General features: G+C 53.8%; 9 protein-coding genes. 6 read left to right on the top strand and 3 right to left on the bottom strand.

Annotated elements, in window-relative coordinates:
* The first annotated feature begins 251 nt into the window (after nucleotides 1–251).
* The 6 genes from AC13DD_RS00460 to AC13DD_RS00435 all read left to right on the top strand — a co-directional run bounded on the left by AC13DD_RS00460 (nucleotide 252) and on the right by AC13DD_RS00435 (nucleotide 7448).
* Complete coding sequence (locus AC13DD_RS00460) at nucleotides 252–1919, top strand: sigma-54 interaction domain-containing protein (RefSeq protein ID WP_286811051.1); 1668 nt, start codon at nucleotides 252–254, stop codon at nucleotides 1917–1919.
* Nucleotides 1920–2134: 215 nt separating this feature from the next.
* The gene (locus tag AC13DD_RS00455) at nucleotides 2135–2689 is read left to right on the top strand and encodes an OsmC family protein (RefSeq protein ID WP_286811050.1); all 555 of its coding nucleotides are present in this window, start codon (nucleotides 2135–2137) and stop codon (nucleotides 2687–2689) included.
* 28 nt (nucleotides 2690–2717) lie between these two features.
* Complete coding sequence (locus AC13DD_RS00450) at nucleotides 2718–3857, top strand: acyl-CoA dehydrogenase family protein (protein ID WP_286811049.1); 1140 nt, start codon at nucleotides 2718–2720, stop codon at nucleotides 3855–3857.
* Nucleotides 3854–5209: an FAD-dependent oxidoreductase gene (locus AC13DD_RS00445; RefSeq protein WP_482930683.1), complete on the top strand. Its 1356-nt coding sequence runs from the start codon at nucleotides 3854–3856 to the stop codon at nucleotides 5207–5209. Before AC13DD_RS00450 ends, AC13DD_RS00445 begins: the two co-directional genes overlap by 4 nt.
* Before the next feature lie 81 nt (nucleotides 5210–5290).
* The gene (locus tag AC13DD_RS00440; RefSeq protein WP_482930682.1) at nucleotides 5291–6502 is read left to right on the top strand and encodes an alginate export family protein; all 1212 of its coding nucleotides are present in this window, start codon (nucleotides 5291–5293) and stop codon (nucleotides 6500–6502) included.
* Between the two features lie 112 nt (nucleotides 6503–6614).
* Complete coding sequence (locus AC13DD_RS00435; RefSeq protein ID WP_286811046.1) at nucleotides 6615–7448, top strand: sterol desaturase family protein; 834 nt, start codon at nucleotides 6615–6617, stop codon at nucleotides 7446–7448.
* Nucleotides 7449–7773: 325 nt separating this feature from the next.
* Here the strand turns inward: AC13DD_RS00435 and AC13DD_RS00430 are convergent, their stop codons facing one another.
* From AC13DD_RS00430 to AC13DD_RS00420, 3 genes are read right to left on the bottom strand one after another with little or no spacing between them, the layout of a single operon-like run.
* Nucleotides 7774–8802, bottom strand: coding sequence for an HlyD family secretion protein (locus AC13DD_RS00430; protein ID WP_286811045.1), 1029 nt, complete (start codon nucleotides 8800–8802; stop codon nucleotides 7774–7776).
* Nucleotides 8799–10901, bottom strand: a complete 2103-nt coding sequence (locus tag AC13DD_RS00425) for a hypothetical protein (protein WP_482930681.1) — start codon at nucleotides 10899–10901, stop codon at nucleotides 8799–8801. Before AC13DD_RS00425 ends, AC13DD_RS00430 begins: the two co-directional genes overlap by 4 nt.
* Entirely contained in the window at nucleotides 10901–12232 is a 1332-nt protein-coding gene (locus AC13DD_RS00420; RefSeq protein ID WP_286811043.1) for a glycosyltransferase family 2 protein, read from the bottom strand. The genes AC13DD_RS00425 and AC13DD_RS00420 overlap by 1 nt, the downstream gene beginning before the upstream one ends.
* Nucleotides 12233–12600: the final 368 nt, after the last annotated feature.

Below are 12600 nucleotides of genomic sequence, written 5' to 3'. Positions count from 1 at the left end.
GGGTATTCGACCGTCTGTCTCTGGTAAGCTTGCTGGATACGATGACTCGGCTTCAGAGCCGACCATGAACCGCCGTGGTACGGAACCGTATGCCCGGTGGTGTGAGAGGACGGGGGAGGTAACTCCCCCTCCTACTCGATTACTATTGTCGAACAAAATCCTCCAGAAGTGACAATGTCCACTGAGAAGACAATCAGGCACGGAGTTTGCTCCATAAAACTCTGACAATGTTCCTGAATGGCAGGTCTCCTTTGGATAATCTTACTCCCCAGTTCGAAAGCGATGTTATTAAGGCTGAAACCGACCTCACGGTGGTTCAAGAGGCCGCCAAATTGATCGGCCATTCCGGCTCTCCGGACTCTGCCATCAATGGCATACTCCGGCTGATGTCCGAGATGCTTGGCCTTAACCGTGGCAGGGTGCTGTTGTGCAGCCAGGATCAAAGGGCTTTGCAGATTCAATACAGTTACGGCTTGACCGAGGAAGAGCGCGAGCGAGGCGTTTATAGCTTTGAAGAAGGAATCACTGGGCGCGTCATGCGACAAGGGCAGCTGGCCGTCGTTCAGAACATAGACGAGGAGCCAGACTATCTGTTTCGTGCTGTAGACAGGATGACCTTGCCAGAAGGCGTAGTTGCTTACATCGCCATTCCCATTCTGGATGAAAATAGCCCGGTTGGCGTATTGGCTGTTCACAGACTTCGAATGCGGCCACGGTCCTTCAGTGCAGATCTGGTGATTTTGAGGATTTTAGCCACATTTATTGCCCAGATTATCAAGATCAATTCACTTATCGATGAGCGTACAAGCCATCTCAAGGAAGAAAACCAAGAACTCAAAAATGCCCTCCAGAACCAACAAAGCAGCCACGGGATACTCGGACAAAGCCCCGTAATAAAAGATGCTTTGCTTCAGGTAACCCGAGTGGCAAAAACTGAGGTGACAGTGCTGCTCACCGGGGAATCAGGCACCGGTAAGGAGCGCTTCGCCCAGATCTTGCACCTGTATAGCACGCGTAAGGAACAGCCATTTTTGGCTATTAACTGCGCAGCCATCCCGGATCAATTGCTTGAATCCGAGTTGTTCGGGCACGAACGCGGAGCCTTTACAGGCGCTTCCGCGACCAAACCGGGCAAGATCGAGCTGGCTAACGGTGGGACCCTGTTTCTCGATGAGATTGGTGATCTGAATCTGGAGTTGCAGTCCAAATTGCTTCGAGTGCTTGAGGGGCAAATGCTACAGCGAGTAGGCGGAAATAAGGATATTCCTGTCGATGTTCGGATTGTGACCGCTACCCACAAAAACTTGCAGGAAGCTGTCAACCAGGGTCAATTCCGTCTGGATCTGTTCTACCGCTTGAATGTGTTCCCCATTCACCTGCCGCCGCTAAGAGACCGGGATGGCGATGTTCGAATTCTGGCAAGGCACTTTTTGCTAAGTGCCAATCGGGAGTACGGACGTTACACGCTACTCGGAAGCGGGGTCATTGAGAGGCTGGAGAGTTATAACTGGCCCGGTAATATTCGCCAGTTAGAAAATGTGGTCAAACGAGCAGTCCTGATGGCGGAGGACGGAACGGTACGCGTATTGGATATCGAATCGATTTTACGGCAGGAGTCGATGATCAGTCAGCATCTGGAGGCGGGGCAGGGTGCCGCCTCCCCGAAATCGAGAAATGTTCCAGCAGGCGAGCAAATGAATCGGGGTATCGAATCCTACTCACATGAATCGAAAAATTGGGGTTCGGGTCGTCCATACAGCTGGGTGCGAAACGATGAAGCGAGTGAGCTGACCGATGCCCTGCAGCGCTCAGGGGGAAACAAAACCCGCGCGGCAGCAATGCTAGGCATGACCCCGAGACAGTTCCGTTATCGGATGGAAAAACTCGACATAACGGATACTGGCAAGGGTGATACTTGAGGGTTTCGCAATGTCTGACATTGTCAGATTATGCACATGACAAAGTCTTGCTTTTATCAGTTGAGGATATTTTTCATAGTCATTTAAGTTTTTGTTTTAAAAGGGGTAAAACGAAAGTTTTGTAAGGTGGCACACAAGCTGCTCCGGTAAAGATAAGTTCGCGAGATGTCCTGTGACACTGCGGGTAAATCTGAAAAAACATACTGGAGCACTTCATGACAACAGCAACTGCCAATCAGCCTGAAACTGTAACCTCCCATCTGCGTCCTATCGATCGTGATGGCCTCCTCGCATTTGCAGAAAAAGGGCGTAACAATCCAGCAATTCGCGGTACCAACAAGGTCCACACGGTCACTGAAGGACAGTACCGCACTGTCAGTCACGTTAACCAGCATGAAGTCGTTGTAGATGAGCCGTTGCACCTTTTCGGCCAGGATACAGCGCCCGCGCCAGGCGAAATTGTTCTCTCCGGTCTTGGTGGATGCCTTGCCGTTGGGATCACGGCCGTTGCCACCTGGAAGCAGGTAAAACTGAGCAAGCTGGAAATATTTCTTGAGGGCGACATCGGCAACCCTGCCGCCTGGGGCGCTGGTGGAGCTGAAATGAAACCCGAGGATATGGGGTTCCAGGAAATCCGGGTCAAAGTGTTGGTCGATGGCGATGCCAGTCGGGAAGAGCTCGATGAAATTGTCCGGCACGCTAATTTCTTTTCTCCGGTAGCGAATACCATGCGCAATCCCATCCCGTTCAGCATCAGCCTGATGGACTAAACCCGCCTATCAACCGAGGAGCCAAGCCATGAACAGCGCCGCTGTACCAACTTCAAGTGCAATCCCCTGGGCCGATAACGCCAAGGTGCTGGCTGACGTGAGCGATATAGCCCGGGATCAACTCGCGCCCGCTGCCTACCGTATTGATCACGAGGGGTATTACCCGATCGATATCATGGCGCAACTCGGAGGGGCAGGAGCCTTTGCGGGTCACCTTGACCAATACGGCTCCCGCTATGGTTTGGCGGTGGGCTCCATGCATGAGATCAGCCGACACTGCGGTTCCACAGGGTTTATGACCTGGTGCCACGACGTGTGCGGGCTTTACATGGAACAGTCGGGCAACCCTGCGCTACTCGCCCGCTTGCCCGACCATGCCGCAGGACGCACTTTCGGCGGAACGGCCCTCTCGAATCCAATGAAAGCATTCACTGGCATTGAAAAGATGGCTCTGAAGGCAAAAAAGGTGCCCGGCGGGTACAGCGTCACAGGTACGCTGCCTTGGGTGAGCCACATTGCTCCGGGCCAGTACTGTGGCGTCATTGCCGCAGTAGATCGGGATGATGGCAGTCGCTCCCACGAGATCATGTTTCTGCTGGATCTTGATGAGCGCGTGCAGCTCCGGAAATGCCCCGAATTCTCCGGAATGGAGGGAACCAGCACCTGGGCAGTCCCGCTTGTTGATTATTTTGTCAGCGAGGACCAGATGATCGCGGATCCCGTCCGGCCCTTTATCCAAAGGGTTCGTGCCGCGTTTATTTTATTGCAGGTTGGTATGGCTACTGGCGTTATTCAGGGCTCAATTGATTCTGCCCGCGAGGTTGAGGCATCACTTGGTCACGTGAACCAATACCTGCATAACCGCCCAGACGAACTGCAGGCGGAGTTCGAGGACGTCAAAGCACAGGCCGACAGGCTTTTGGAAACGCCATTCGATGGTAGTAAAGATTTCCTCGTTGACGTGCTTGATTTACGTGCCAGGGGTTCAGAGCTCGCATTGAAGGCATCGCAGTCTGCACTTCTGCATCAGGGTGCCAGAGGCTACTTGATGACCTCAGCTCCGCAACGCCGAATACGCGAGGCGCATTTCGTGGCTATTGTCACGCCAGCGCTTAAGCACCTGCGGTGGGAGATGGCCAAACAAATGCGAGAAGAGGTGCCAGCATGAGTGAACAAAACACTGATCAGACGATGCCCTGGAGGCAATACATTTGCCGCGCTTGCGGGCTGATTTATGACGAAGAAGAGGGGGATCCTGATAGCGGTCTTGCCCCCGGCACACGGTTCGAGGATATCCCTGATGACTGGGAATGCCCTCTGTGTGGTGTCACTAAAACAGATTTTGAACTATTTGAAAGGCCAGAGATTACGGTATCCGATCAGCCTGTCCAGTTTAATCGTGAGCCGGGCATCGTTGTTGTCGGTGCGGGTATTGCCGGCTGGTCCGCAGTAGAAGCAATTCGCACCCTGGATACGACGGTGCCTATCACCCTGGTCACTGCCTGCAACGGCGATGTGTACCACAAGCCCGAGCTATCGGTAGCGATCAGCCGCGGTGCTGATAAAGCGGCGCTGGTTCGGGAGAACGGACACGAGGCTGCGAAACGCCTTGGGGTTCAGCTGGTGGCTGAAACCTTCGCGGTTGGCCTGAGCCCATCATTACGACAGTTGCGAACGACGCGGGGCTCGCTGAACTACACCAAGCTGGTCCTGGCTCAGGGCGCAAAGCCGGTTCTTCCTGCTCAGCTTCCACCCTCCCAGTGCTGGCGGGTCAATGACCTCTCGGTATGGTCCGGACTGCAAGAGGAGTTAGCGAAGGGCAAGCAATCTGTAGCTATTGTCGGAGCCGGAATGATCGGGTGTGAGCTGGCAGAAGATTTCGCTCGCGCCGGGCACAAGGTCACGTTACTTGATCGCAACGGATCTCCACTGTCCGGATTACTTCCAGAGGAGGCTGCCTCCAGATTGGTGGCCAGTCTCAATGATCTTGGTGTCGCCTATCGTGGCGGCGTTGATGTTGCCGATGTTGCTGAACTTGAAAACGGAAGGCGGAGTATCAAGCTTGAGGTCGGACAGTCCGTGGAGGTCGATCATGTGGTGGCTGCTATTGGATTGGCGACTGACAATCGACTCGCGCTTGAGGCTGGTCTCGATTTTGACAGGGGGCTTGCGGTGCATTCCCAAACGCTGTGCACCAGTGACCCACACATATACGCCCTGGGGGATTGCATCAGCATTGACGGGATGTCCTGTCGATTTATTGAACCGATAAAGCACCAGGCGCACACCATTGCTCACGCGTTACTCGGCCTAGATCCCGTGAACTATGACCATACCGATCCCGTTATCAGGCTTAAAACTCGTGCTATGCCAGTGGTGTTGCACGGTCAGCCTTCGGCTAAAGGTGTTTGGAGAACCATCCGCGATACACCTGAAGAGCTGGTTATGGAGCAATACCTAGGTGAAAAATTGATCTCTCATCTGAGCGTGGGGTCGTCCGCGCAAAGCCGGGCCGCATGACCGAGGCACAGGAAGCCCAATAGGGTTTCCTTGCACCATCCTCCCAACACAAGATTCTTCACTGATCTAAAGGACATAACCATGAACAACCGATGGAAACGACAGTCGGCCTGTATTCTTAGTGCTCTTATAGTTGGTACACCCGCTCTGGCGTCAGAGCACAGTCTGCATGATGCAGTGAGCAAGGGCGAGGTCTCCGGGAATGTGCGGCTTCGCTACGAGTCGGTCGACCAGGACAACGCCCTAAAGGATGCAGATGCGCTGACCATTTGGACTCGTCTGGGCTATTCGACGGCCAGTTATCATGGTGTTTCCGGTGTCCTGGAGTTCGAGGATTCACGCAACGTATTGGGGCTCGACGACTACAACAATGCCTTGGGTAAGAACACCAACTACTCGGTTATCCCAGACCCAGAAACCACGGAAGTCGATCAGGCGTACTTGCAATACAGCGTTGACAAGCTGATGGCCCGCCTCGGACGCCAGGTCATCACTTATGACAATCAACGTTATGTTGGCCCCGTGGGCTGGCGCCAGGACAGACAGACGTTTGATGCGTTGCGCCTGAGCTATTCTCCCAGCGATTCGCTGTCTCTGGGCTACGCTTTCCTTAATCAGCGCAATCGTATCTTTGCTGAGGCCCGAGATGTAGCTGCCAAAGATCATCTTTTGAATCTTGGGTACGATACCGGCTTCGGAAAACTCTCTGCGTATGCTTATCTTTTGGAAGAGGATGACGGGCCAGATAATGCGTTAGATACTTTTGGCCTACGTTATGCTGGCAATCAGGAACTGGAATCAATAGACCTGATGTACACAGCCGAATACGCCACTCAGAAAGCTGAAGCAGGTGCCAGTGATTTCGACGCTGACTACTTCAGCATGACTGCAGGCGTGGGCATTAAAGGAATTACCATTGCACTGGGATATGAAGTTTTGGGCTCGGACGCTGGTAATTATGGATTCTCCACACCACTCGCGACATTGCACCTCTTTAACGGCTGGTCTGATCAGTTCCTTTCTACACCGGTTAATGGTCTGGAAGATATGTCGGTAACGGTAAAAGGGGGCCTTGCAGGCGGTAAATGGGCCGTTGTTTATCATGACTACAGTGCCGATGAACCTGGCCCTGGAGTGGATGATCTGGGCGATGAATGGGGCGTGGCATACAACCGTAGTTTTGCTGGAAACTACAGCGCCGGCGTCAAGTATGCAATGTACTCTGCTGGTGATACCGCTGCAGGCAAAGTGGACACGAACAAGCTTTGGTTGACTCTGGGCGCATCGTTTTGATTGTTGACCGTCACCCAGTCAATGGGTGCGGTTTACCCTCTGGTCCTGTGTCCGGGACGAGGTTTCCGGGGAATGTTGCTTCTCGGGCTTCCAGTTTCGGTGTTCGAGAGAAATGATGAGCGATGCAGTGTTGGCTTACGAGCCTGCCCTCCGAGCGGGCGTTTTTCTTCTCGTACTTTCAGCGATGCTGATCTGGGAGGTTTTAGCGGCTCGCCGACTACAGCGTATTCCCCGATCATCCCGCTGGCCGGGTAACTTTGTCGTTGTTGTGCTGGGTGCGATTACGGTGCGAGTGGGATTTCCTTTGACCGCTGCCGGTCTTGCTTTAATGGCTTCAGATCGTGGTTGGGGCCTGTTGAACCAAGTCGAAATGCCGTTCGATATCACGATCCTTCTTTCGGTTCTTGTGCTGGACATGGCCATCTATTTCCAGCATCGGATGTTTCATGCGCTACCCTTGTTGTGGCGCCTGCATCGTATGCATCACGCTGATTTGGAATTTGATGTCAGTACCGGACTCCGTTTCCACCCCATCGAAGTTTTGTTGTCCATGGCTATCAAAATGCTGATTGTTCTGCTCATTGGTGCACCAGCATTGGCGGTCTTGGTTTTTGAAATACTTCTCAGCACTTCCTCGCTATTCAATCATGGCAATGTCCGTCTGCCCCATAAGCTCGATCGTTGGTTGAGATTCATATTAGTGACGCCGGACATGCATCGGGTGCATCACTCCATTCTCAAGCGAGAAACGGATAGCAACTTTGGGTTCTGTGTTTCGTGGTGGGATCGCTGGTTTCGAACGTGCATCGATCAGCCGGAAAAAGGCCAACTGGGCATGAGGATTGGAATTGAGAATTTTCGCACCGAGAATGATTTTGGCCTGGGAAAAATGCTGATCCAACCGTTTTTTCTCAGCGATAAAGACTGCCGCAATGATCTCTTCTGAAGAGTAGCATACGATGAAAAGTAAACCGCACTAATTTTACATGGGTCTGCCGCTCTCCCATGGTCTGTTTTAAAACGGCGTACAGCCTTCTTTGGATTTTGGACTTACCACGGTATGCATGACACACCCGAGCCTCAAACGGGGGCTTTTTGACTCGGATCTGAACGTCCGCTTTGCGACCAAGGCTATTCACGTACCTCAGCTTAAACAAAAGCGAATATTTATTCAGTTGCCGTGGCTAAGCAACAAGCTATTCCGTGCGCTCCAGTTAAGGCGGGTCCAAATTAAGATCTTCCAACCCGAGATAACTGTTATCAGACCGAGCCTAGGAACGATGGAAATTCCACCACCTAAGCCAAGGATTGGGAAAACGCGCTCTCAGCGGTATGTTATCTAATCGCCATTTTTTGGGTAGCTTTGACTCTGGTTCGGCAATCACGACAAGGCCTAATTCGTGATCACTGAATGGTGTACGCAGGTCCGGCGGCAGCCTCCTGGATTCCTGGGGCACGCCCACGACCTGCGCTTTCATCCAGGTGCCGTCAGGGAACCGGAGCGACAAGGGCTGTCCGGGCTGTGCCAGGTCAACGAGCTCCGGCTTCAGGTACACCTCAACGGTGGGTTCTTTTTGCAACCTGATCCCCATAAGCCGTGTTCCTGCACCGACAGTTTCCCCTTCCACCACCGCTATTTCAGAAACGATACCGTTCATTGGCGCAGTCACCGTTAACAGGTTCAGTTGCTGGCGGACCTGTTCCAAAAGCAAGCGATCGCGTGAACGGGCTTGCTGCTCCGCAGCCTGTGGCTGCAAGCTTTGCCTGAAGCTTGAAAGTTCTGACAGGCGACTATCCAGTTGGTCCCGGGCGGCCAATAACTCGCCCCTTGTTGCAGCTCCCACGGCAACCAGCTGATCAAGCTCCCGAACCCGGGTTCTAGCCCGCTCCACGCGTCTATTCAGACTGCTTCGCTGAAGCTCATTGTCAGAAGCAGCCTGCCTGCCTAATAGCGACGCCTCCAGTGTCGCCTTCTGTGTCAACAGTGATTCGTTACGCATGGATGCGAGCATCTCGCCTTCTCGGACACGGCTACCCGGCTGAACATGCAACTTATCCAAAGAGCCAGTGAGCATGGCCCGCACATCGGCCGTTGGCAGGTTAGTACGGGCCGGCGCCTCTGTCAGAGCTACCTCCATAATCAGACTGCCAACAAACCAGATAAAAGGGCTCGCCACTAGCAAAAGAATCAGATACCAGCGAAGGCGGAAGGCGGCCCTTTTGCCCGGCGCATAGAGCACTTTCATGCCCTCTTCTCGGGTTGGGTCCTGCTCTTTCTGACTGGAAAAACGTACCTTCATGGGTTGCTCCTGGGATGAGAAGCCTCTGGTTGTTCGGGATACGCAGGGTGGTTGCGCCAGTCCTGCCACTCGATACTGAAAATGTCTTTGTGCCCGAACGACTCTTCGATCCCGACCAGCTCCTCAAGCGTAAGACTATGCCAGCTCTGGGAGTCCGGCAGAGTCGATTCAACACTCTGTGCTAACCGAAAAGAAAGCTGCGGCCACTGCTGTCTCGCGACATCCATCAGCTCTACCGCCCTTTCTGTGCGAGTGGTGTAGATCATGAGAGAAACCTCTCGGATTCCGATTTCTGAAAGTCGGCAGGGAACACACGTGTTGTTTTTATTTTGACCGGTAAACCAGCGGTGGTGGCTGACCAGGGTGACCGGCCAGGGGCTGGCATCAACAGCAACATTCACGGTTTTGATCCATTGACGAAGACGGCGCTCTGGCACTGGCCACCCCAGCTGCTCTACCTCAAGGTCCAGGTGCAAACCGGCAAAGGGAAGATCAGACAATTGCCTGATCAAGTGAGACAGATCTTCACGATGCTCCTCAGTTAACCAGAGAGGGTCGCCGAGGAGCAGGTCTACACGGATTTCGAAATCACGGGCTTCGCGCACAAGGGCAGCTATTGAGCTCTGAAGACTCTTAGGCTGACGGACCTGGCGACTGTTCAGGCCCAGGTAAATTTGGTTGAAACCCGCTTTGGTCAATGCCTGCAAATGGCCTTGCCTTTGCACTGAGGAGCCCAGCAGCGGTTGGCTTTCCCAAAGATAAACCGCCCGAACGGGCTCTTGATTGCTCAAGGGCGCTGCGTCGTCCCCGGGCCATTCGATAACCTCGTCTCCAAGCAACTCACTGGTTTTGTCGCCGTGTTCTGCCACTCTCATCAGACCCGCGAGCTCTTTTAATGCGCCGCGCCAAGCTCGATAAAGGTTCAGGTGGGCCTCGATTTCCTCCAATCTGGCGGTCCGCAGCGCCATATAACCGGACTCGGAATCCAGTGCTAGTCGTTGTTGGCGCTCCTGAAGAAGCCGGCTGGCCAGGGAAAGCTGCTCGATAGCTTCAGACACGTCATCCAGTGAATCGTGATAGCGGATCAGGTTGTCTTCCAGGTAGAGTCGCCATTGGTCTCTTTCGGCGGTCAGGCGTTCACGGGTCGCACGGTACTGGGCCTTGCCAGGTGATTCATGATGATTGCCCGCAAGCGCCGCAAGTGGAACTTCAAAGGTGACGGCAGCAACTAGCCCACTGCCGGTACCGGCGGTATCCAGCCGCTGGTTTAACTGCTGGGAAATAGTGAAGTTAGAATCAATGCGGTCTGACCAGTGATCCTCGCGGTCATTAGCGATGGTTTCCAGTGCCCGTTTGCGGGCTTCGACGGTCGGGTGTTTGTTGATGGCATGCCACCAGTGGATCAAAGGCGCTGGACGGTCAGCGAGCGAAGGGCGCTCTGGCTCCGCACTCTGGGTTAGAGCGGCTCCCGAGAGACGGCCCGTGCGCTCGCGCAACAACAGGCGGTGTCTCTCACTGCTTTCGCAGGATCGCATAACGCGGTCCCATCGCTGCTCCAGCCACTGCAGCTCCGATGTTCTGAGTGAATGCTGACCGGCTCGCTCCCGCGCGCTTGCCAGTTCGTTTGCAGCAACCGCTCGCCATTGTTCGCACTGGCCGCTGATGGCTGAAGCGTGCCACCAATCGATATAGCTCTGCCTAAGAAAAAAACGCTGAGTGGAACGCTGGTCGAGAGTTTCGTGCTTCTGTCGGATGAGAGCTAGCTCAGAGTCCGTAACAGCCTCATTTCGTTTATCCAGAGTGCCCATCAGCGGATACCGCAATCCGACTCTGACTCCATAGCCACCATAGCTGTCCAGATCACCTCCGGGCTGAATTTCGTTGATGTAGCCCATATCGGCACCACCAAAAACGGACCAGCCGCGTTCCTCTATTCGGTACTCGTTTTCTATCGCCAGCCTTTTCCGTTCGGCGTCAAGAGCAAGCACATCGGCACTGTCTGTCATCCCGGCTAGCAGCGCGTCCAGAGTGACGGCTTGGGAGGCTCCGGAGAAGACGGCGAAGAATATAGTAAAGAGAAAAAACAGGCTTTGTTGCATCAGAAACGCTTGCCTTTTCGGAGGACCCACCAAGGTGCCATGCCGCTCTCTTCGTGGCCTCGCCGAAACATTTCGTTAAGTGTGCAGACGACGCCCCAGCAACGAAGCAGGAACATGAACAGGGGGAAGATTGGTAAAAGCGGCAACATTTTAAGCTCTTCTTTTGGGCGCTCCGATACCAGGATCAGGCCAGTCAGGTAAAACATGACTGTCGTCGCGAAGTACACCAGATAGATCACAGCAAAGAGCATCAGCGTGGCTTCCAATGGAAGTACTACCAGGCCCACCATCGTGTAGCCCACGATCAGAAACGGTAAAACAAGTTGAAAGAACAAGCCGCTGAGAAGCGTCATCAAAAAGTTGGGCCAGCCCATCAAACGGGGGGTCATGCTGTCGGCATGCTTTCGGATGTACAGGAAGTAGAGGTCACCGTCCCACCGAAGGCGTTGCATAAAAAACGATCGAAACGTATCAGGCACGTCCGTATATCCGATCGCTGCAGGCTCAAATGGGATGCGAAATGGACGACGTCCAAAATAGTTTTTGATCCGAAGGGTGAGGTCCAAGTCCTCCGCGGTATGAGTGTCCCAGCCGCCGATGTGAAGCAGGAATTCGCGCCGGAAGGCTCCAAACGCACCCGACACATTGTTCACGGTGTTCCATTCGGACAGGCCCACCTTCGAGGTGTGTATCGACAGGAAGTATTCCAGTGACTGCATCATAGTGACCAGACTTGCCCAAACGTTGCGAACCCGCAGACTGCCGGACACTGCAGGCACATTCGGATCCTCGAAGTGCTTAACCGTGTTTCGTACCATGGTGTTATCGAAAGATGTATCGCCGTCCAAAGCAAATACGATCTCCCCATTCGCCTGCTGGAGGCCCACGTTGAGAGAAGACACCCGTCCGCCCCGTTGCCATTTTGCGATTGGCTTCAGCTGACGCCGTGGATAAAGTGTCGGGTCAATGCGGAAGTTGCGCACAGCCCGCATCGTCGCCTGATTGGCCGCCGCACCGTCAATCACCGGAATCAGCTCGATATGCCCGGGATAAAGCTGTTCGCAGAGCGTTTGCAGGGTCTGCTCGACATCCCGCCCCTCACTGTAGCAAGTGATAATACAGGACACTTTAGGCGTATACCGGCTCTGACTAGGGGTAACGCTTAGTCGCCGAAGATACCATCGGAATATACCAGTCAGAACCAGCAGGTTGACTGGCAGCTCTATCAGCAGGAAGAACGGGAATAATATAAGAAGGACCCGCGTGAGTCCTTCTAGATTGCCCATACCAGACAATAGTTCTGACAGCTGAAAAGCAATCCCGTCCCACATTAACTGACCTCTCCTGTCAGCCGGGCCATCAGAAGGTCACCGTCTTCTTGCGTCAAAAGATCTTCTGGCAACGTGTATCCGGCCAAACGAATTTCAGTCTGCCAGTCAGACTGCTGGGGCTTATAGAGCTCAGATAATTCTGACAGGCGGCTACGAAGCACCTCCATGCCCTGCCGGTCAGTGTGGGGGAGAAGGAACCAAAGGAGATCTTCTCGGGTACGAGTGCATCGTAAGCGCCGTTAAATCGACCCACTTGCCCTAATCGTATTGAGCCACTTTTTTCAAAGCCAACAACTCGGCATTCCAGGGCAGCAAGGCTTCAAGCTTCTCCAGCGTGTCGGCCTTAGCAATTCGTTCCAGCACATGGT

This window comes from Marinobacter sp. L-13, assembly GCF_056857715.1.
The sequence above is the reverse complement of the archived record's forward strand: the minus strand, read 5'-3'. Positions and strand labels throughout refer to the sequence as shown.

Bases quoted from the DNA above. Each gene is read 5' to 3' on its own strand.
- AC13DD_RS00430 (WP_286811045.1), bottom strand. From the start codon at position 8,802: ATGAAGGTACGTTTTTCCAGTCAGAAAGAGCAGGACCCAACCCGAGAA.
- AC13DD_RS00420 (WP_286811043.1), bottom strand. From the start codon at position 12,232: ATGTGGGACGGGATTGCTTTTCAGCTGTCAGAACTATTGTCTGGTATG.
- AC13DD_RS00440 (WP_482930682.1), top strand. From the start codon at position 5,291: ATGAACAACCGATGGAAACGACAGTCGGCCTGTATTCTTAGTGCTCTT.
- AC13DD_RS00450 (WP_286811049.1), top strand. From the start codon at position 2,718: ATGAACAGCGCCGCTGTACCAACTTCAAGTGCAATCCCCTGGGCCGAT.
- AC13DD_RS00425 (WP_482930681.1), bottom strand. From the start codon at position 10,901: ATGCAACAAAGCCTGTTTTTTCTCTTTACTATATTCTTCGCCGTCTTC.
- AC13DD_RS00455 (WP_286811050.1), top strand. From the start codon at position 2,135: ATGACAACAGCAACTGCCAATCAGCCTGAAACTGTAACCTCCCATCTG.
- AC13DD_RS00445 (WP_482930683.1), top strand. From the start codon at position 3,854: ATGAGTGAACAAAACACTGATCAGACGATGCCCTGGAGGCAATACATT.
- AC13DD_RS00435 (WP_286811046.1), top strand. From the start codon at position 6,615: ATGATGAGCGATGCAGTGTTGGCTTACGAGCCTGCCCTCCGAGCGGGC.